Annotated in this window: 11 protein-coding genes; 10 read left to right on the top strand and 1 reads right to left on the bottom strand. The window is 50.7% G+C overall.

The features are described 5' to 3' along the window. Positions 1–43: 43 nt before the first annotated feature. From DXV75_RS04925 to DXV75_RS04900, 6 genes are all read left to right on the top strand, one after another. The gene (locus tag DXV75_RS04925; RefSeq protein WP_115592280.1) at positions 44–3,319 is read left to right on the top strand and encodes a glycosyl hydrolase; all 3,276 of its coding nucleotides are present in this window, start codon (positions 44–46) and stop codon (positions 3,317–3,319) included. A gap of 228 nt (positions 3,320–3,547) precedes the next feature. Next, positions 3,548–4,612, top strand: coding sequence for an NHL repeat-containing protein (locus tag DXV75_RS04920; RefSeq protein ID WP_115592496.1), 1,065 nt, complete (start codon positions 3,548–3,550; stop codon positions 4,610–4,612). 147 nt (positions 4,613–4,759) lie between these two features. Further along, the gene (locus DXV75_RS04915; protein ID WP_245953125.1) at positions 4,760–6,166 is read left to right on the top strand and encodes a DUF1549 domain-containing protein; all 1,407 of its coding nucleotides are present in this window, start codon (positions 4,760–4,762) and stop codon (positions 6,164–6,166) included. 88 nt (positions 6,167–6,254) lie between these two features. Next, the gene (locus DXV75_RS04910) at positions 6,255–7,085 is read left to right on the top strand and encodes a DUF1961 family protein (RefSeq protein ID WP_245953124.1); all 831 of its coding nucleotides are present in this window, start codon (positions 6,255–6,257) and stop codon (positions 7,083–7,085) included. A 177-nt stretch (positions 7,086–7,262) separates the two neighbouring features. Next, positions 7,263–8,741, top strand: coding sequence for a sulfatase (locus DXV75_RS04905; protein WP_245953123.1), 1,479 nt, complete (start codon positions 7,263–7,265; stop codon positions 8,739–8,741). 78 nt (positions 8,742–8,819) lie between these two features. Beyond that, on the top strand, positions 8,820–10,379 hold the full coding sequence (locus DXV75_RS04900; protein ID WP_115592278.1) for an arylsulfatase: 1,560 nt from the start codon (positions 8,820–8,822) through the stop codon (positions 10,377–10,379). Between the two features lie 106 nt (positions 10,380–10,485). Here DXV75_RS04900 and DXV75_RS04895 read toward each other — a convergent pair whose 3' ends face one another. Then, positions 10,486–13,821, bottom strand: a complete 3,336-nt coding sequence (locus DXV75_RS04895) for a glycosyl hydrolase (RefSeq protein ID WP_115592277.1) — start codon at positions 13,819–13,821, stop codon at positions 10,486–10,488. Between the two features lie 240 nt (positions 13,822–14,061). Here DXV75_RS04895 and DXV75_RS04890 point away from each other — a divergent pair, with 240 nt between their 5' ends. The 4 genes from DXV75_RS04890 to DXV75_RS04875 all read left to right on the top strand — a co-directional run bounded on the left by DXV75_RS04890 (position 14,062) and on the right by DXV75_RS04875 (position 22,054). Next, complete coding sequence (locus DXV75_RS04890) at positions 14,062–16,416, top strand: alpha-L-rhamnosidase-related protein (protein WP_115592276.1); 2,355 nt, start codon at positions 14,062–14,064, stop codon at positions 16,414–16,416. 36 nt (positions 16,417–16,452) lie between these two features. Next, entirely contained in the window at positions 16,453–17,916 is a 1,464-nt protein-coding gene (locus DXV75_RS04885) for a BNR-4 repeat-containing protein (RefSeq protein ID WP_115592275.1), read from the top strand. Between the two features lie 4 nt (positions 17,917–17,920). Next, positions 17,921–20,806 (top strand): alpha-L-rhamnosidase, encoded by a 2,886-nt coding sequence (locus tag DXV75_RS04880; RefSeq protein WP_115592274.1) that lies wholly within the window; start codon positions 17,921–17,923, stop codon positions 20,804–20,806. Positions 20,807–20,938: 132 nt separating this feature from the next. Continuing rightward, positions 20,939–22,054, top strand: coding sequence for an alginate lyase family protein (locus DXV75_RS04875; RefSeq protein WP_181898361.1), 1,116 nt, complete (start codon positions 20,939–20,941; stop codon positions 22,052–22,054). The last annotated feature ends 17 nt before the right edge of the window (positions 22,055–22,071 follow it).

Raw genomic sequence — 22,071 nt, 5'->3', positions numbered from 1 at the left:
TTTTCTTATAAACGTTAACTGTTTATCACGGCTTGATAAATTTATGCATTATAAGAAAAGTGTCCTGCAAGCACTGGTGATTGGTCTGTTCAGTCAGGCTGTCAATGGCAACGGGTTGTCGGTATCTGATTTTAGGGAGCCAGCGAAGCCCTACCTGCCTAAAACCTGGATGCATGCCATGAATGGCAACCTCAGCAAGCCAGGGTTTACTGAAGACTTCAAAGCCATGCAAGAGGCGGGTATCGGCGGGGCGATATTCTTTCATGTGCATCGTCGCGACAAACCTTACTCCTCCCGCGGCCCCGTGCGTTTTGGCACCGACGAATTTTTTGATCACCTGGTGCATGCCGCCGCCGAGGCCGGCAACAACGATATTGAGTTTGGTGTTCACAACAGTGACGGCTGGACCTCCAGCGGCGGTCCTTGGGTGACCCCTGAAATGTCTATGAAGCGGATTACCTGGTCCGAACTGGCCGTGAAGGGCGGGCAAAACATAGCTTTGCCACAACCCGGATTTGCCGAAGGTTTATATCAGGATGTGGCAGTTATCGCCTTGCCACAAAACCCGTTCAATCAAAGCAATGCGTTTGCCAATGCCAAATATTCCGTTTCGGATCCATCCCTGGATGCCACTGTTCTGGCCGACAGTGACTGGGATACCGAGCTTGAGTTTATTGAAAATGACAACAGCGAGTACTGGGTACAGGTTGAGGTTGATGAGCCAGCCAGCCTGCGCAGTTTACAGATAGAAACCCCTAACCGGCATGGTGATGCGGCGTTGCAAATATCGGACGACGGCATTCACTTCACCACTGTGGTTGAAAACCTGCGCCGGCCGCGAACCGGTGCCAGAATGTGGACATTCAGCCCGCAGTTGGTGAGCACCGAGCGAGACGGTTACAAGGCAAAATATTTCCGGCTTGTATTTACCCACCCGATTACCCTTAAACGTTTTGACCTTTGGGCGGTTCCCAGAGTGGATGACTGGCTGTCGATGAACGCCATGGAACGCGGCCGGTTGAGCATGGCCCCACAAGTTGATTTAAAAGCGATTACCAAAGCCAGCGACGTGCGAGTATTAAATCGGGGAGAGTTGCCTGACGGGGGAGTCGTCGTTCCCGAAGGAAACTGGCGGGTCTTGCGTTTTGGTTACACCAGTACCGGCGCGTTTAATGTGCCGGCTACGCTGGAAGGTGAAGGCCTGGAAGTCGACAAGTTTGACCCTGAGGCGCTGGGATTTCACTTTGAACAATACGTTGGCAAGCTGTTAAAACAGGCACAGGCCAAAGGGATCGAGGCATTCAAAACCACTGAAATTGACAGCTATGAAGTGGGCGGCCAGAACTGGACGCGAGACCTGGATAAGAGTTTCCAGGCCCAATTCGACTACGACTTGATCCCCTGGTTACCGCTGTTGACCGGCCGTGTGATTGAATCGCCTGAACATACCGGTGCCGTCCTCCAGGAGTTTCGTCAGCATCTCTCAGACTTAATGGTGGAAAACTATTTTGGTGAATTCACCCGTTTGTCCAATCAATACGGCCTCGAGTCTTACATCGAACCTTACGGATGGGGGCCTTTTGACGAACTGGCAGCGGGTGGTCAAGCCGACCGCCTGATGGGGGAGTTCTGGGTGCGCGACCAGGAGTATAACGGCCGGGTAATGGCCGCCATATCGTCGGGGCACATTTACGGTAAAAAGATCATTTCGGCCGAATCCTTTACCTCCATCAACACGGTTAACTGGTACGGGCACCCGTATTTTTACAAACACTACGGCGACAAAATGTGGGCCCGGGGCATTAATGAAACCATGTTCCACCGTTTTGCACACCAGCCAAACAACCACGTCAAACCGGGCATGACCATGGATTCCATAGGCTCCCACATCGATCGTACCCAAACCTGGTGGAGTAACGGCGGGGTAGAGTGGTTCCGGTATCTGGCCCGCGGCTCGTACCTGCTGCAACAGGGTGTACCCGATGCGGATTTCCTTATTCATCTGGGCGACTTGGCACCACTGCGCGTGGGCAACGGTAACAACACAGGTGTGCCCGATGGCTATGGCTACGATTACACCAACACCGATGTGTTACTGAATCGTGTGAGTGTGAAAGACGGTTATCTGGTGTTGCCGGAGGGCACACGCTACCGAGCATTGCAGTTGGTCAGCACCGATTATATGCACTTGAAAACCTTAAAACGGATCCAGCAACTGGTTGCCGCTGGTGCCACCGTCATCGGTAATAAACCGCAAAACGTCATCGGATTCAGCGAATGGGGAGCACAAGCTGAATTTACCCATATCGCAGATACCTTGTGGGGTAAGGACAATAACAGCGAACCACAAATCAGGGTTTATGAAAAAGGGTTGATAAGCAGTTTTGACCTCGAAAAATCCATTGAGCGGCTGAAGTATCAGCCTGATCTCAAATTAAATGGTAAACCAGCTAAATTCTTTGCGCACCGCCGTATTGGTGGCAATGACCTGTATTATTTTTACAACGACCAGCCAACCTTTGAACAGATTGAAGTGGATATCCGTGACGGCGATGGGATAGCTGAAATCTGGAATGTTGATGATGGCAGCATTGAAGAAATTAAGCAGTTTACCTGCAATGGCAAACGATTGATTACTGAATTGGGTTTGGAGCCGTACGCAGGGCGTTTCGTGCTGATCCGTCGTGACAATCAGCCGCCGGCTTACAATGGCAAACATTCACAGTTGGTGAACGACGTATACACAAGCCGCTCTCACAACACCAATGTAACGGCATTATCTGGCCCATGGACGGTGGAGTTTGATACCGACCTTGGCGGCCCGGGTAAAGCCTCTTTTCCTCAGTTGTTTGACTGGGTTGACAGTGACCTTGAAGGCATCAGGTACTACTCGGGCACGGCGACTTACTCAACCAGATTCACCTTAAGCCCTGAACAGCGGCCAGGCAGCCAACCGCTGTATCTGGACCTGGGCGACGTGCAGCAGATCGCTGAAGTCTCTGTAAACGGGCAGGATATGGGCACCTTGTGGAAACCCCCGTTTGCCCTGGATATTCGTGAAGCCGTGCGGGCCGGACAGAATACATTGACCGTAAAGATCACCAATACCTGGGTTAACCGCCTGATTGGTGATGAGGCCTTGCCGGATACCAGTGGTTACGCAATGACAGGTGATACGGTGCCCTGGCTGAATGCCAACCAAAAGCCGCCTGAAAGTGAGCGGGTTACCTTCACCGGCTACAACTTTTTCGCCAAGGAAAACCAAAGAGAGCTGCAGAGTTCGGGTCTGTTGGGGCCGGTTCGTCTGATTAGTCAGTAGTGTTGGGTAAGTAAATCACAGGCCTGACTTCAAGCTACACTGCGCCGGTGTGTTTGCCGTTGTTCAACCCGGTTTCTTTATTGAGTGGTCTGAGCGGTTTTTCGGAATGCATGTTAAAAATGCGTAATCAGAATTTATCTTTTTTGAAAATTTATGGTATATAGTGACTGATAGTGACTGATGGTGACAACATGTGAAATGTATTTTGTCAAAACAGTGAGACATTCAATGAAATCAGATTTTTATCGTTTCAAGGTACTGCGAGTAAGCCTGCTATTCGCGGGTGTGTTGACAACCGCAGCGGGGCTTGCCCATGAGGGTTCACATCATAGCTATGAAGTCTCAAATGAATGGCAGGAACTCGCAGATGGTCGCGAGGTGATTGGCAAGGCCCATGGAGAAATAGATGTCGCGGCAGACGGTAAGTTTTATGTCAGCATTATGGGTGATGACACCGTCAAAGGCGGAATTCGCATCTATTCTGCTGCAGGCCAGTACCTCGGTGATGTGCCCAATGGACCGGATGATTTTCATGGTTTTGTTATTCACCGGGCCAAGGACGGGCAGGAATATCTCTATGGTGCATCGCTGGTTCAACAACGTCTGATTAAGATGACCCTGGACGGTAAAGTGGTATTGAGCGTGGATGCCAGACATGCGGTTCCCAGCCAATTTCATAGCAGCGGTGTGTTGCCAGATAATCAGCCTCGCCCTGAATTAAGGCTGACTGCGGTTGCCATTGATAGCGATGACAATATCTATACCGTTGACGGTTACGGCAAAGACTTTATCCATAAATTTGACGCCGAGGGTAATTACCTGAGCACTTTTGGCGGTAGGGAAGTACCGTACAATTTCCATAACTGCCACAAAATTCATATAGACCCCAGATTCGAGCCGAACCGCCTGATGTGCACCGACCGCAAAAAAGGCCGTCTGATCCACATGCAGCTGGATGGTACTTTAATCGGTGTCTACGCTGATGAGTTGCGCCGCCCCAGTTCGGTGGCTTTTTACAATGATATTGCTGCAATAGCCGAGATAAGTGGGCGGGTAAGCTTATTGGACAAAGCGGGCAATACGGTAAAAACCCTTGGAACAAATGACGTCGACGATGAAATAAATACCAATAACACCAGCCCGGAAAAATGGCGCGAAGGGGTGTTTACGGCGCCACATGGTATCACCTTCGACGCAAACGGAAATCTGTTCATCACTGAATGGAACCTGTGGGGGCGTATCGTCCGATATGACCTGCGCCTGCCCGCAACAAGCCTCAGTGCTGCCCACTAAAACTCGGTAACCATTATTATGCTGCTCAAAGGTCTCCGCTTTACATTAAGTTGTATACCGCTCTTCTTGGGGCTCACTGGCTGTTCAAAACAACCGTCTCCCGAACTGGCTGAGACTATCTCGTTCAATCAGCACATTCGCCCCATTTTGAACAAGAGTTGTACCGGGTGTCACGGCGGGGTAGGCAAACAGGCCAACGTTTCATTTATCTATCGTGAAGAGGCGCTAGGGCGCGGACATTCTGGCCGTTTAACCATAGTGCCGGGCGACCCGGATGCATCTGAGCTGATTGCAAGGGTAGAAAGTCAGGACCCAAACCTGCGCATGCCCTATAAAGGCGCCCCATTGCCTGAACATGAAATTCAGCTGCTTCGACAATGGATTGAACAGGGCGCACAGTGGGAGGAGCATTGGGCGTTTATTCCACCCCAAGCGCACAATGTGCCAACGGTTAGCAATCATCGGGTGGTCAATAATGAGATAGACGCCTTTTTACAGGCCAGCCTTGAAACGCATAACCTTTCACTGGCTGATGTTGCCAGCAGGGAAGCACTGCTGAGAAGGGTGTCCTTCGATTTGGTTGGGTTGCCGCCGACACCCGAAGAACTGGACGATTTTCTGGCCGATGACGGCGAGGATGCATTTGAAAAATATGTCGATCGTTTGCTGGCCTCACCACGCTATGGTGAACGCTGGGCTGCAATGTGGATGGACCTTGCACGATACGCTGACAGCCATGGCTACACGCGCGACGAATACCGTGAGACCTGGCCGTACAAACAGTGGGTGATTGAAGCCCTGAATGCCAATAAGCCTTATGATCAGTTTGTTATTGAACAGTTGGCGGGCGATTTAATTCCCGATCGCAGTTTGAATAACGTCATCGCCACCGGCTTTCACCGTCAGACTCCGACCAACAGTGAGGGGGGCACAGACGACGAAGAATTCCGTATGGTTGCGGTTATGGACAGAAATGCCACCACCTGGTCGGTATTAAATGCCATGACCATGAATTGTGTGCAATGCCACGCTCACCCTTACGACCCCATTGAACATGAAGCCTATTACACCTCACTGAGCTTTTTTAATACCTCCAAAGATGCGGATTATCGCGATTACAAACCGCTTTATAAGCTGGCCAAATTCAACAGTCAAAAACAGCGGGCGTTCGAAATCCAGGAACAGATGATTGAAATAAGGCATCACGAAGCTGAGCAGGCATTCAAATTACATCAGCAAACAGTGCAATCCGAGTCACCCTGGCAAAAGCTGCCCATTGAATTGGCTCAGGGTGATGAATATCGCGCATTATCCGAGTACGTCCAGGGCATGCAGCACAGCAACGCTGAACTGGAGGCGCAGTTGGATAATTGGTTACTGGATACCGGGGCGAAATTTCCAACCCCAAACCCGGAATATGATCCGGCTAAACGCCAGGCACGGCTGGATAACATCAAAGACAATGCCATCCCTGCTTTAGAAAAACGCCATGAAGCCTATCTGGATGAAAATTTTTCTCCACAAAACCAATGGTGGGGAAGTCAAATTGATTAATGGCCTGATGTGCCCATCAGGGTTGAATGGGTTATCGCAAAGGCGGGCAAATCGATGTTGTACACAAATAAAAAGAAGGAGGGGTAAATTGAACAAGTTAATCATCAAAACATGGCTGTTGCTGCTAATGAGTGTTTCTGCACAGGGAGAGGAGCTGGCCCAAACAGTAACGGGTAATCCTTCGGATCCAGAACAAACATTCAATCAAATCAACCGCGCCCGCTGGAAGCAGGTAATGTTTGATAGCGGCGACACGGACTGGCAGCAACACTGGCTGGTGGATGGGCTTGTTGGCACGGTTGAGAATACCCCGCAAGGGATGCATGTCGAGGCTGGCCCTGAAGCGCAAAATCACGCTCATCATCTGGTGGTATGGACCAAACAGGTGTTCGAAGGCGACATAAAAATTGACTACGAATATACGCGAACTGACGAAACCACGCGCTATGTCACAATCCTGTACGTGCTGGCAAGCGGTGAAGGCACTCCCGGTTTCGAGAAGGATATCATGGCCTGGGCTGATTACCGCAAAGAGCCTTTTATGCGCCACTACTTTGACAATATGGACGCATTGCATATCAGTTACGCGGCCTATCCCATGGTAAACCTTGATGAGCAGAATGATTATATTCGTGCACGCCGTTACCTTCCCCTTGCCAATAAGGGCTTGGCCGGAACGGATCTGAAAGGCGACAACTTCAACACCGGATTTTTCCGCCCCAACGTACCACACCAAATCACCGTAATTAAAAAAGGGCAAAGTCTGTGGATGAAGGTCAGTAACAAAGAGCAAAGCCAGGTTTACCATTGGTCGCTCAATGAACACCCGGACCTTACCGAGGGTCGTATTGGTTTGCGGCACATGTTCACACGCAGTGCTCTGTACAGGAACTTCAGCGTTTCCACGTTAATGCAATGAAACGATTCATTTTTGCTTTGCTGCATTTCTGATTGGCCTCAGTTCGAGTTTCGGTATTCACAATGCTGATGGCTGGTCATCCAGCGGGGCCCGTGAGCATCGTGGCTGTCGAAAAGGTAGGCATTAACATTGAACAGAGCAGATTCAGAGAGTTGTAAAAGCAGGGGAAATAAGTCAATGAAAGCAATAAGCCGTGTTAAGTCATGGGTAACTCTTTTATTTTTTGCGGGCAAAAGCGTGCTTTTGCTGTTGCCATTCAATGCGCTGGCGCAGACCGGGCAGACAACTGTAAAGCCGCCGAATGTACTGATGATTGTCGTGGATGATCTGGGCTGGGCGGATGTGGGTTACAACGACCACACGGATGTATTTCAAACACCGAACATAGACGCGCTGGCCGCGACAAGCCTTGTTTTTACCGATGCCTACGCCGGTGCAGCGAATTGTGCGCCAAGCCGTGCCGTGTTAATGAGCGGGCAATATTCACCCCGGCATGGCGTTTATACCGTATCGCCTTCAGCGCGAGGGGATGAAAAAACAAGAAGGCTCATTCCAATTCCCAATGTTGATGTGCTTGATAACGACATTGTAACCCTGGCAGAAATGTTTAAGTCTGTGGGTTATAGCACTGGTTCATTTGGCAAATGGCATTTGGGCGAAGATCCCAGAACTCAGGGCTTTGATCACAACGTGGCAGGGAGCATCAGGGGGCTTCCGAAATCTTATTTCAGCCCGTACGATCTGCCATTTTTAGACAATGGCCCTGACGGGGAGTACCTGCCCAACCGCATTACCAGCGAACTGCTCACGTGGATTTCACAGGTCAAAGAGCAGTCATTCTTCGCCTACGTACCTTATTACACCGTACATACCCCGCTTCAGGCTATTGATTCAGTGAAAGAAAAGTATTTGAGCCACCCTCGCATTCAAAGTAGCAGGCATGCCACTTATGCCGCTATGGTCGAGCTTATGGATATTAATATTGGGCGCATCATGCGCAGTCTGGAAGAGCAAAAGCTGTTGCACAATACACTGATCATTTTTACCTCGGACAACGGTGGTATTCGCTCAATCGCGTATCAGGATCCTTTGCGCGGCGGCAAGGGCAGTTACTATGAAGGGGGGACGCGGGTGCCTTTGCTGGTCTCTTGGCCCAAAAGAGTCATGCCCAGGACAGATTCTACTCCGGTCATCAATGCCGATTTCTACCCAACCCTGGCAAATCTCGTAAATGCCGACGTCAGTAACCGGGTACTGGACGGCGTTGATTTATCCCGCTTGTGGTTGGATGAACAACCAATCGAACCGCGCAATTTGTACTGGCACTTTCCCATTTACTTGCAGGCCTACAACCCAAATGCAGACCAAAGCCGGGACCCGTTGTTCAGAACCCGCCCGGGTACAACAATGCGCCAGGGAAAATGGAAACTGCATCATTATTTTGAAGATAACAGTTACGAGCTCTACGACCTGAGCAACGATTTGGGTGAGCACGTTAACCTTGCTGGCTTCCTGCCAGAGATCGCAGCCCGCCTGAGTAGCGAGCTCAGTGCCTGGCGAGATTCAGTGCAGGCGCCGATCCCGACCGAGGTCAATCCGGAATTCGATGCGGACTATACTGCGACTGTGACCGCACAAAAGCTGATGAAAAACTGAAATGGATAATGTAGGGTCATTATCAATACTTTGTGTCTCCAGATAAAGATTAAGACTCAAAAGATGGAGTGAGTGATAATGTTCAGGAAAAAAACATCTAATCTTGGTCTGTGCATCGTTTCGGCAGTCTGCAGTGCAATTCTGGCAGGCTGTTCGAGTAGCTTGGATGCGGCAGAGCAAACGGCGCCGATTGAGCAGGACAAACCCAATGTGATCTACATCATCGTGGATGACATGGGAATTGGTGATATCGAGCCGTACGGGCAGGATAAAATTCGTACTCCAAACCTTCAACAGTTTGCCAACGAGGGGTTAACCTTTACCCAGCATTACGCTGGCAGTACGGTTTGTTCGCCTTCCCGGGCTGCGCTGATGACAGGCTTGCATACTGGTCATAACCAGATACGGGGAAACTATGAGTTGGGCGACTATACTGACGACAAAGAATACGGGCAGATGCCGTTAAACCCGGGCTCTACTACCCTGGCAACAGTGATGAAGCAGGCGGGTTACACCACCGCACTGATCGGCAAGTGGGGGCTGGGCGGGCCTGGTTCTTATGGTGTGCCCAACAGGCATGGTTTCGATTATTTTTTTGGATATCTGGATCAAAAGCAGGCCCACAACCATTATCCAACACACTTGTGGCGCAATGAGCAATGGGTGGCGCTGGACAATGAATGGGTACATCCGCACCAGCCATTTCCTGAGGGTTTGGACCCCTATGATCCTGAAAGCTATAAAGCGTTTTTACGGGAAGACTTTGCGCAGGAACGATTAACGCAGGATGCCCTCCGTTACATAAAAGAAAACCACAACCGGCCTTTCTTTCTGTATCTGGCGTATGCGGGTCCGCATGCGGCATTGCAGGCTCCGGAAGCTGAGATTGATGCCTACAACTTTGAGGAAACACCCTATGGGCCTGGGGCACTGTACTTACCGCAAAGAAGGCCCCGTGCGGCACGGGCAGCCATGATCAGCCATATTGACAAAAGCGTGGGGCAAATCACCCGTTTGTTGGAGGAACTGAACCTGGATGACAATACACTGGTGATTTTCACCAGTGACAACGGGCCGAGCTTTGAAGGTGGTGCGGATTTGGAATTTTTTGACAGCAATGGCGAGTTCCGGGGATACAAGCGTGACCTTTATGAAGGTGGAATTCGGATGCCGACCATCGCACGCTGGCCCGGCAAAGTGGCGGAAGGGCAGCGCACGGATCACGTTTCAGCCTTTTGGGACGTGCTACCTACACTGGCTGATTTAGCCGGTGTTGAATTGACCACTCCCACCGATGGTATTTCCTTTCTGCCAACATTGCTGAACGAGGAAGGCCAGGAACAACACAGCAGTTTGTATTGGGAATTTCACAATATGAAGGGCTATCACATTCAGGCAGTGCGCATGGATGACGACAATAAAGCGGCCTGGAAGGCGGTACGGATTTACAAAAACAGGCAGAGAGTTGACCCGCCAATCGAGTTATACAACCTGACAACCGATCCTTCAGAAACCCACAATGTTGCTGAGAACTACCCGGAGGTGGTGGAAAAAGCGGCGCAGTTAATGAAAAGCTCCCGTACCCCCTCGTTTATGGATGCCTGGAACTTTGACTACAGGCCTGACAATAACCACTAAAGTGTGCGCGCCCTGCCAATTTCTGTCTGGCAGGGCCTTTGTTCGCAGGCCCGTGTGAATTATCTGCGCTTAGGTTCTCTTCAGCGTGTATCCAGGGCTTCACCAATCACTGATTGTCTGCTTTGCGTTTGAACAGTTGTACCGGGCCAATCAGCCCCGAGGGTAACAGCGCATCGTCTTTGCTCCAGTGTTTCCAGGTGGCAAAGGTATTACGTTGCCCGGGCTGTTGAGGGGTTGCTCCTTTCAACCAACCGGGAAAGTCGGTCAACTGAAAACCCTGAAAACCATTTTTTTTCCAACTGGCGGTGTCTGGGTATTCGCGTTCATCGCCAATCAAACGGTTGGGCCATAAGTTGGTCACTTCCACCTCCAGGCGGTTAATGCCGGTTGAGAGGTGGCTGCCGACTTCAAACAGGTAGGGGGCCCACATTTTTACCCCCAGATCATGGCCGTTCAGGGTTACCCGGGCAAATTGATGGGCCTCACCCAAATCCAGCCAGTACGTATCCTTGCCATCGGTTTTGCCAGTGAAACTGAATTCTGTCTGATAGCGGGCAGTACCTGAGAAAAATTTCACGTCATCCGTTGAGTGATCTTTCAGGTCAATCAGGTTATTGAGGGTAATCGGCTCAGGCTGTTGGGCACCTTTTATAAATTCAACGCGCCAGGGGGAGGTAACCGATTGGACCAGCGCCAGCTTTTCTGTGGAAAGCGTTTGCTGTGTGGTTGGCTGGTTGGCAAAAACCAAAAAGAAAGACTGTGCCTGTTCGAAGGTCAGGTTAATTTGAGTGCGACCACTGTGTTCGGCGTAATCGGTGATCCGCAGTCGCTGACCGGTCATCGGGTCCCACAGCTCAGGAATTTTGCCTGACACTCTCAAGTCCAGGGTAACATCGGCTTTTTGATGCTCCAGATTGCTGACGAAATACACATCCAAATCGCCGTTATTGAGGTAGTGGTGGCGCCAGATAAAGCGGTTTTCAGTGCCGGATACGGTCACGTCCGGTTGAATACCTAACGCGGCGAAGGCCTCAGGTAACGTGTTGAAGATCTGATCAGCATACTGCCCGTGCCAGATTTCCTTTACCAGTTGTTTAACCTTCAGGTCGGCACGGGCGGCGTTCGTCAGGCTGGGGGAAAACTCCGGTGCCTTGCCTACAATGAAGGCACCCTGGCTGAGCAACATTTGAATTATTCTCAGTACTGCCGGGCGCATGCTGACATCGTCAGCCAGTGATAAAACCCGATATTCCCTGCCGGTATCGTAGGCCAGATTATTGTTGGTGTTTACGGACAGTTTGTTGAGCAGGCCGTGGGCGGAAATAAATTCAAAATCATGGCCTTCCGGCAGTGTTTCATTTACAAAGGTTTGGTCGAATTTGGTTGCTGAATCGTCGCCTAAAAGGTGCAGAACATCAAACACCGGCTGCCCCTGGCTCAGCACGGCTTGGGCTCGGGTTACATAATCATTCCAGGCGTTGATCTCATGCCACCATGTTTGAGTGCGTTCAAAGTGCAGGCCCCAGTAGCCCAGAGTCATGCCCGGTTGCAGGTTTGTCCAGGGCTGGTGGGTGAACAGGTGGTGCGTGACCAGCGTGACCCCTGCGGCAAAGTCGGTATCAGCCTGCGATTTATAGGTTAACGGATGACTCAGCCAGCGATTGGCCTGAGGCAGTGACGTAAATGATTCAGAGCGCACCGGTTTGCCGTAAATCGAACCGGCGGATGCACTCATTTTGGCGGTCAGATACGCAAATTCCTGATTACTTTTGTTGTCCTGTGGGTTGAGTGAGCGAAAACTGCTGTTGGCGTAAATGATATCGGCTTGCCCAAGCGCGTACAAATTATCGATAAACGGCTTCATTGATTGGGCGGAAAACTGGATGCCCATGGCGTTCGCACGTTTTTGCATTCCCCCGTAAAAGCGTTCGGCAATCAGGTCGGCCAGCGTTTTGCGCAGATCCCACAAAAATCGTTCGCTGGTCTCGCTGTTGTCAACTCGGTAGCCCAGGGTGGCGGGCAAATACCGAATGGGTGAATAGCCCCGTTTTTCCGCGAAATCCTGTGTAAAACCCTGCGTCCAGTTTTGACGCCCGACTTCCCAGCTGTCGGCGTGGGTGCTGACAAGGCTGGTTCCGGTGTGTTCGCCTGCAAGGTCAACCGCTCGGGCAAGGTAATTTGCGAAGTGAACGTCCAGGGCCAGCTCGCTTAATTTGTCAACTTCCAGGCCTTCACCGCCTTCTGAGCCGGGCCGGTTGATCGCTTCGGTGGATGACATGCCAAAACGCACCACCGTCCAGTTGTCTGAAGGAGGAACCCAGTTAAGTTTGCCATCTTCGGTCAGATATTGGGAAACGTCAATGATGGAATCCAGCGCTATGCTGGTACCTGTGTGAGTCGTGTTCTCGAAGGTGTTTCGTTCGGCGGCCGGGGTAAAAAACGGGAATGAATGAGCGGCTTTCTGGCACCAGTTATCCAGCCTCGGGCGGTTGTCCAGAATAATTTCCCTAACCGATACTTTCACCTTCGGCATGGCGGTGTACAGCAATTTGTTGTCAGTGGGTTTGAATACGATTTTTGCATGGCGCGTGGTTACAGGCTCGAACTGAAAACAGCTGATGTCATCGTATATTTGCCCGCGATTTGAAAAAGCCACCTGCCGGTAATTTTCGCCGTCGTCCGACACCATCAGGTAGTTGCGTCCCATCATTCCATAGGCAGCAAACTTCACAAAAGCATTGCTGAAGGTGTATTCCTGTTTGAAGTCGAGTTTGATGTAGGTTTCGCCACTGTCAGGATCAACCGTTGGTGAGACCTGGCTGTTCCAGTCCCCGTCTATGGCTCTGGATGCTCGTTCAGGTTTAATTGGTTTTTGACCTGAAACGGTGATTTTACTGACCAGGCTGGAAAACTCTGGTTCAATAAACGCTTGTGGGGTGGGAAACGCCAGGGTGGTAATGTCCTTGTAAAAGCCCAGAGGGGAATGGGGGGGCGGAAACTGAATAGCCTGGCCTGCAACCGTGGTGTGAATTTCACTCCAGCTCAGTTCTTTCATGCCCAGTTCTGGTGTTACCCATGGGCCACCAGCCACAGACCAGCCTTCGCTGTTGTACAGGTTAACCTTTAGCCCAAGTTCTGCTGCTGTTTTGAAGGTAAGCTTCAATAACGACCGATATTCCGCAGACAAAAATCGCACTGGGCCCTGGGGGATCACATTGTGCTCATTGATGTGCATGAGCACAACACCACCCAGCCCCGCATCGGCCATTGATGTCAGGTCAGCGCGAATACCCTCAGCGGTCACATTGCCGTTTATCCAGTACCAGAACGCCCAGGGTTTATGTTGCTCTGCCGGGTGTTCGAAATGCTGAACTAACGATGTTGCAGAAGCACAGAATGTGAACAGGTAAAAAGAAAAGGCAATCAACTGCTTTATTTGCACAATGGCTCCAGTATCAAAAACGGATCGTGTTTCACGCCCGCTAAACGCCGAATCCGGTTAGAGATAGGGGCCCCTTTATAAGAAAAGATGCCAAATCATAAAACTGATACCCCTGCTGTGAAAAATGAACAAAAAAATTTTGTTAAAAAAGGGTAGCAATTCCCATTTGAGGTCAGCTTTTCCTGATAAAAGTCACCGCTTTGTAAACGGTGCATAAACCGGCAATTCACGGAGCAATGAATGAGAAAACTGCTGTTACTGACCGTTTTGGCAACACTAGGGTTTATTACCTTCAATACCCAGGCTGTAGACTGGGAGGCCGAATGGATATGGAAAAAAGAACGGTTCACCGACCCAAATTCGTGGATGGCGTTTCGTAAAGAAGTAAACCTGGCTGAAACCCAGGATAAAACCATTGCTTACATCAGCGCTGACACCAAATACTGGCTGTGGATCAACGGTGAGATGGTGGTGTTTGAAGGCAGTTATACCGGTGGGCCAAGCCCGGTTAAACCCTCACCCCGAGTGGATTTTTTCTCCATTGCTTCGAATAAATACTACGACCAGGTAGACATTACGCCATATTTGAAAAAGGGTAAAAACACCATAGCGGCATTAACCTGGTACTACGGCGATGAAGGCCAGAAAGGCACGTATATTTCCTCAAGAAGGGGGGGCTTTATCTTTCAGGCTAAGGCGGGTAACACGCTGATACTTTCAGACGATTCGTGGAAAATTAACCCCCATCCGGCCTACGACAAAAAGGTGATCAAGAAGCCACCTTACCGAGTGGCGGCATGGAGCATTAAGTACGATGCCCGTAATGATATGGACGACTGGAGTGCAGGCGCCTGGTACATGCCGGGTTATGACGATTCCCAGTGGCAAAATGCCAGAACCTTTCGTCCGCCACCCCGCGAGCCTTTTTTTGATCTCTATCCCAGTGAAATACCGATCCTGAACAACTATGGTTTGGCGAACTGTACCAATTACCCGGAGAGCGCGTTCCCGTTTGTTTCCGATGGTGAAACCATAGAGTGCAAACTCGATTTCAATAAAAATTTTACGCCCTACTTCGATATCGAGGCCGAAGCGGGGCAGGCCATTCATATAACGTCGAATATGCGTTTGAACACCATCGAAACCTTTTATACCACCAAAGCTGGCCGCCAGCAGTTTGAGTCCTATTCCTGGCTGAATGGCCGCATTATCGAATACACCATTCCAGCCGGTGTTACCGTGCATGGGCTGAAATACCGCTGGACCGGTGTTGGCAGTACCCCGGGGCATTTTGAATCGGATGACCCCTGGTTCACCCGAATTTGGCAAATGGCCGAGAATACTCTGTACATCTGTGCACGGGATAATTTTATGGATACGCCCGACAGGGAACGGGGCTTGTGGATAGGTGATGTGGCAGACCAGGCCAGTTACCTATTCTATTCAATGGACCAACCGGGCCGTGATTTACTTAAAAAGGCGATCAAGGTCACCATGGCGTTCAGCGATTCCGAGTCAGGTATTTTCGCCGGATTGGGGCCGGGGCGTTTTCGCGAGTTACCAGCCCAAAGCCTGCAGTTTATTGAACAGGGCGTGTGGCACTACTATTACAACACCGGTGATCTGGACACTCTCGAATATGCCTACCCTTACGTGCATAATTACCTGACCCTGTGGGAACTGAAAGAAAACGGTCTGGCAACCACACGCAACGGTGCCTGGAATTGGACCGATTGGGGCCCGCAGGACACCATTGATTACGACGCCATACAAAATGCGCTGTATTACAGTGCTTTGGTTGCTGCACGAAAAATGGCGGTGGCCCTGGGTGACTCTACCCACATTGGGTTCTATGACCAGCGTATAGATTCAATTAAAGCCGCTTACCAACAGCACTACTGGCAGGACGGCTTTTTCAGCAGCGATCCTGAAAAGTTCAAAGACGACCGTGCCAACGCCATCGCCATTCTGTTTGGTCTGGCAGAACCCTCACAATACCAGCAAATAGTGGATAACGTTCTGGTGCCAAACCAGTTTGCCAGCCCCCATTTTGAATGGATGGTGTATAACGCCATGGCGATTGCCGGGCGCTATGATGAAGCTCTGGCCAGAATGAAAACCCGCTACGGTGAGCAGGTAGACAACCAGGAACGTTCTACACTCACCGAATACATGACCGGGAAGGGCACGGAGAACCATGCCTGGAATGCGCCAAGTACAGTGTTAAGCCGCTATGTTGCCGGCATTGAACCGACTTCCCTGGCTTGGCAAACCTATCAGATCCTGCCCAATATGGCGCACATGAAACGAATTCAACAACGGGTTCCAAGTGTAAAAGGCGACATTGACTTTGAGATTAGCCGAACGGCCACTGCCATCCAAATCAATCTGACATCACCGCAGTCGACAACCGCAACCGTGGGCATTCCTAAAGCCTATTTTGCCGTTAATGAAGTGATGATCAACCAGCAGTCAGCCTGGAAACGCGGTGAACCTGTTAGTGCATTACCCGGGGTTAGTTTTATTGGTGAAGACGACAAATACCTCAGATTCGGGTTGGCAGCCGGGGAGTGGAGCATCAGTGCCAAGCAGTGATTCATTGATAAAAAAAATAATATTAAGGACACATTTATGTCATGCCTGAAACCCTTGCTGATATCCGCTTTGTTATCAGGTTTGCTGTCGGGATGTAATAACGCTGATGTTTCAGTACCCCAGCCAACCGTCGACTATTTTGCCGACAACGGCTTTGGTGAAGGGGTGGCAGTGGTTCAGCACCCGGCGGGTGAATACCGCAATGGCGTTACCTATGTTGCCTATCAGGGCACTCTGGAAGACCCGTATGTAGCTGCATACGACCACAACAACAAACTTTGGCTAGGCCCGTTTCAGGCCGGAACCAGCATACTGGGTAAGGACCCGAATGGCATAATTGACAGCCATGGCAAGCCAACCCTGTTGATTGATGACGAGGGTTATATTCATGTTTTTTACGGCGGCCACGGTGGTGTAAGTGAACTGCATGGCGAGAATGCTTTCGGCAATCCCCACTCCGGTCACAACAAGCATTCTGTTTCGGTCAGGCCCTACGACATCAGCAGTTGGCAGGCTCTGGACAACATTGCCCCGTTTGGTACCTACAACCAGGCGATAAAAATGGACAACGGTGACATCTACCTGTTCTATCGCCACGGTGCCCACCGCAGTGACTGGGTGTACCAGAAATCCACCGACCATGGCCGCACCTTTGGTGCGCCGGTTTCCTTTCTTAAGTACAAAAGGCGCGATGACATGCCCGGCGTCGACAGCTGGTATGCCTACGTTTCAAAGGGCCTTAACAATGAAATTGTAGTGGGTTTTGATTACCACTACTGCTGGGACAGAGATGCTCCGCGCAACAATCGGGGTGGCCACTCCACGGAGCGCAAGAACCTCTACTACATGACGTTCAATACCGTCACTGGTGAATGGAAGAATGTTCAGGGGGAAGCACTCAATATACCGCTCACCAAAGAGGAGGCGGATGAGAAAACCCTTGCGGTAAATACCGGCGACATGTGGACCTTCAACGGCACGACAAAAGTTGACGCAGAGGGGATTCCGCACATTTCCGCTTATATTGGTGAAGACATCGGCTGGCAGATTGGCGGGCCCAAGCATGCGCGCTATTTCAGTTGGACGGGTGAAGAATGGGCCGGAAGTTTTTCCAGCGGCTTACCCATTGCTCGGGGGGATTTTGTCAGTTCGGGCGAAGAGGTACGCTTTTTACTTAGCGGTATCGACCCGCAAACCGATAAAACCATTGTGCGCTGGTGGGAAAGCCACGACGGTGGAATGAGCTTCAGTAAGGGCGAAGAATTGCTCAGGTTCAAGGACGATGTTGTGACGGAACCTGAAAGAAGCAACAACAAGCGCCCCAAATCGCTGAGTAATCTCGATAGCCCGGGCTCGTCAGCAAGCTCCTTCATTCGCAATGCTCACCCGGACGCCAGAATCGTGATTGCCGAAAAACTGGACGGCACAGATTTCAGGCGCATGTATCTGGTGGGGGATAACGGCCCGGTTGTTCGTAGCCTGCCGTTTAGTCTGGAGTAAACCGATGTTTGTTGTATACACCCGATTTACCCGGTACGGAAACCTGTTCAGGCAATGTGGCCCAGTTGCAATAATTTTGCTTTGCGCAGGTCTGCTGGCCTGCTCGTATTCGGGCGAAAACGCCACAGTGGCAAGCCCTGGGCCAGTGGAGTTGAAGATCAATCAGGGCTTTGTTAATCCCCTGGGGTTTTATGATGCCACGCCCAATTTTTCATGGCAGTTACCGCCTCACAGCGGTGCTGTAAATCAAACCGGCTATCAGCTGGTGGTTGCCAGTAAGCCGGGTTTGTTACCAGAGCAGCCTGACTTATGGGACAGCAAAAGGGTAACCAGTGCGCAGAGTACCTTTGTCGATTATGAGGGCAAGCCACTGGCTTCAAGGCAAAAAGTCTACTGGCAGGTGCGTTTCTGGGACCAGCAGGGAAGGGCTTCCGGCTGGAGTGACATGGCCCGTTTTGAGCTTGGGTTGCTATCCAACCAGGACTGGCAGGCCAGGTGGATAGAAATTGACAGCCAACAGCCAGTAACGCTGAACAACTTTGATACACCGGTGCATGTTCCGCAGCATTTGCGTACCGAATTTAGTGCCGAAAAAACCGTTAGGCAGGCACGTTTATACGTTACCGCCAAAGGGGTGTTTGAAGCCTTTTTGAACGGCAAACGGGTGGGGGAAGATGTGCTGACTCCGGGTTACACGCCCTATAAAAAGCGCATAGAGACCCTGACATACGATGTTTCGGAACTCATTGAGCAGGGAGAAAATGCCTTTGGTATCCAACTTGCTGAAGGCTGGTATGCCGGGCGTTTTGGCCCTAAACGTCACTGGTACAAAAAGCTTGGCCTGACGCCGAAAGTATTTGCCCAGCTTGAAATCGAGTATACCGATGGCAGCAAACATGTGGTTGTTACGGATGACAACTGGCAGGCCACGCAAAACGGCCCGGTTCGTACTTCAGGCCTGTATGACGGTGAGGCGTATGACGCCAATCACGAGTTAACCAGCGATACCGCTTCATGGCATCAGGCAGGGTATGACACCCGCAACTGGCTGGGCGTGAAAACCAGTGCGTTGGAACCAGAGGTGTTGTTACAGCCAAAACGTCACTTCACGGTAAAGAACAAACAAACGCTGCCCGCCATTTCGCTTAAACAGGTGGCGGGTAAAACTGTGTTTGATCTCGGCCAGAACATGGTGGGTGTGGCTCGTATCAAACTTCCGATGCTAAAAGGGCAAACTCTTGAAATGCGTTTTGGTGAAGGGGTTAATCCGGACGGCTCGCTCTATACCAAAAACCTCGGCAGTGCCGGGCAGCGGGATTATTACACCGCCAACAAGGACGGGGTGGTTGAATGGCAACCACAGTTTACCTTTCATGGCTTTCGCTATGTTGAAATCAGTGGTTTCGATTCGAATTTCGAGCCAGAACTTTCGTGGGTTACCGGCGTGGTGCAGTTCACCGACTTTGCTATGACAGGCACGTTTGCCAGTTCCAGCCCGCAACTTAATCAGTTGCAATCGAATATTGAATGGGGCTTAAAGGGCAACTTTTTGGATATCCCCACCGACTGCCCGCAACGTTCTGAACGACTCGGCTGGACAGGGGATGCACTGGCATTTGCCAACACGTCATTGTTTATTGCCGACAGTCACGCCTTCTGGGCGGCCTGGCTTAAATCGCTTCGTGAAGAACAGTTTGAAAATCACGGTGTGCCTGTGGTAGTGCCCAACGAAGTGGGTGATATTGTCCAGGCCGGCTGGTCGGATGCAGCAGTTACTATTCCCTGGGATATCTACTGGCGCACCGGTGATAAAAACGTGCTGGCTGAAAACTACCCAATGATGACCCGCTGGATCAAGTATCACCAAAGCCAGCTTGATAAGGGTATTAGCAACATGTGGACGGTGGGTGACTGGTTACAGCCCTATTCCAGGCGGGAAGATTCCAGACGGGGTGAAACCGACCACAGCCTGATTTCTACCGCGTTCTATGCTCGCTCACTCGACCTGGTGGCCCGCAGTGCCAAGGTGTTGGGTAAGCAGCAGGACTGGGAGCACTATGAGCAATTGTTTACCCAGGCCAGACAAACTTTTCAGCGGCATTTTTTCGATGAGCAGGGTCGCTTGCAGGTAGGTGAACAAACGCAAACAGCCTACCTGTTGGCCATCGGGTTCGATTTACTTGATGAAGCTACCACCCAAAAAACCGTGCCACACCTGCTGGCACAGTTTGATGCCGCCGGGGGCCATTTACGCACCGGCTTTTTGGGTACGCCACTGATCGCGCCAGTGCTCGACAAACTCGGTAGAGCGGATGTCGCTCTTGATCTGGTGTTTAAGCAAACCTATCCCTCCTGGCTGTATTCGGTAAGCCAGGGCGCTACTACCATGTGGGAGCGTTGGGACGGTTATACGCGGGAGAACGGCTATGCTAATAAGGCGGGTTCGTTGAACCATTACGCTTACGGCGCTGTTGGCCAGTGGTTGTATGAGCGTATAGCGGGGATCAGCCCCCTTAGCGCGGGCTATCAAACCATACGGATCGCACCTCTGATTACGGAACACCTGACTTCGGCGCAGGCGAGTTACCAGTCACCTTATGGGCTTATACATTCCGGCTGGAAAAGAAATGCCGGTGAACTGACGATGGAAGTGGTCGTTCCGCCCAATACTCATGCCCTGATTGAAATTCCAAAATACCTACTGGGCGCAGACAGTACCCTTGATAACAAGTCGCTGCGTACTCTTGGCGATAACCTGCAGGTTAATGGGATCTTCCTCAGTGAGGAAGTCAGTGCCAAAGGGGTGAAAAACATGAGTGCCGGGCTTTCAACAACCACCATTGAAGTTGAGCCTGGTCAATACCAGATAACACTTACCCGGAAGTCTTAGATGTTTAGAATACTGAAATTATTCAATACCCAACTCGCTTATTTTGCAGTTTTGCCAGCGGTCTTGTGTGGAGGAATGGCTACCGCGATAGCCAGTACTGAACTCATATATTTGAATGAAACAAGGCTCAAAATGTCCCGCTCAGAGATTCAGGCAAAGAACCCGGTGTTTTTGAGAGCCTATGAACAACTTATTGAACAAGCGAACAAAGAGCTGAAAAAAGAGATCGACCCGGTAACCAATAAAACGGTTTTACCTGCCAGCGGTGATACTCACGATTATCATACGGTTGGCTCTTATTACTGGCCGGACGAAAGCAAACCTGATGGCTTGCCCTGGGTATACAAAGACGGGCAGTTCAACCCAATAAGTAACAGTGCTGCCACAGACTGGCAGCGCCGCAAGGAGATGCTCGACTCATTGGGAACACTTAATATTGCTTACTATTTTTCTGACCATGAAAAGTACCTGGAAAAAGCGGGAGAAATCGTTCAGGTCTGGTTTATTGACCCTGAAACCAGAATGAACCCAAACGTTAACTACGGTAAGGCCATTCCCGGCGCAGCCGAGGGTACCAATTTTGCCATTATTGACTGGACCGATATTGGCAAAGTCATTACCAGTGTTCAGTTGCTGGAAAGAGCAGGGTTGTGGAATGAGCAAAACAAGGTAGCCATGGATAAATGGTTCAGCGACTACTACACCTGGCTGACAACCAGTGAATTTGGCATTCTGGAAGATACGCGAAAAAACAACCATGGCACCAATTATGACTATCAGGCAATTGGCCTGATGATCTATCTCGGCAAAATTAAGCAGGCTGAAGCCAAAATTGAAGCGGCAAAGACAACCCGCATTGCCGCTCAGATTGAGCCTGATGGTAGCCAGCCACTGGAGTTGGCTCGCACCAAATCGGTTAATTATACCGTGAATAATCTTTGGGCGCTGGCAAGGATCGCGGATTTGAGCCGTCGTAATACTTCCGTCGACCTTTGGGATTATGAAAGAGAAACCGGTGCGAGCATCAAACAGGGCTTCGAGTTTGTAATACCGTATATCACTGGCCAAAAAAACTGGCAATGGAAACAAATTACCGGTGGCGGTGCCAAGGCACAATTGAACAAGTTGGCGTTACCCATGGTTCGCCGCACTGAGTTGCTGCTGGGGGAACAAATTGTCAGTCAGGATATAGGGGGTTACAGTAAATTCAATGCAATGGAAACACTTGTTTATGCCCCCGATTTCTGAAAGAGTAAGCATGCCCG

Source organism: Alteromonas aestuariivivens (assembly GCF_003367475.1).
Taxonomy (GTDB): Bacteria; Pseudomonadota; Gammaproteobacteria; order Enterobacterales; family Alteromonadaceae; genus Alteromonas; species Alteromonas aestuariivivens.
The sequence above is the reverse complement of the archived record's forward strand: the minus strand, read 5'-3'. Positions and strand labels throughout refer to the sequence as shown.

Excerpts from the sequence above, each read along its gene's own strand:
- DXV75_RS04880 (WP_115592274.1), top strand. The coding sequence starts at position 17,921 with ATGTTTGTTGTATACACCCGATTTACCCGGTACGGAAACCTGTTCAGG.
- DXV75_RS04900 (WP_115592278.1), top strand. The coding sequence starts at position 8,820 with ATGTTCAGGAAAAAAACATCTAATCTTGGTCTGTGCATCGTTTCGGCA.
- DXV75_RS04905 (WP_245953123.1), top strand. The coding sequence starts at position 7,263 with ATGAAAGCAATAAGCCGTGTTAAGTCATGGGTAACTCTTTTATTTTTT.
- DXV75_RS04920 (WP_115592496.1), top strand. The coding sequence starts at position 3,548 with ATGAAATCAGATTTTTATCGTTTCAAGGTACTGCGAGTAAGCCTGCTA.
- DXV75_RS04875 (WP_181898361.1), top strand. The coding sequence starts at position 20,939 with ATGTCCCGCTCAGAGATTCAGGCAAAGAACCCGGTGTTTTTGAGAGCC.
- DXV75_RS04925 (WP_115592280.1), top strand. The coding sequence starts at position 44 with ATGCATTATAAGAAAAGTGTCCTGCAAGCACTGGTGATTGGTCTGTTC.
- DXV75_RS04885 (WP_115592275.1), top strand. The coding sequence starts at position 16,453 with ATGTCATGCCTGAAACCCTTGCTGATATCCGCTTTGTTATCAGGTTTG.
- DXV75_RS04890 (WP_115592276.1), top strand. The coding sequence starts at position 14,062 with ATGAGAAAACTGCTGTTACTGACCGTTTTGGCAACACTAGGGTTTATT.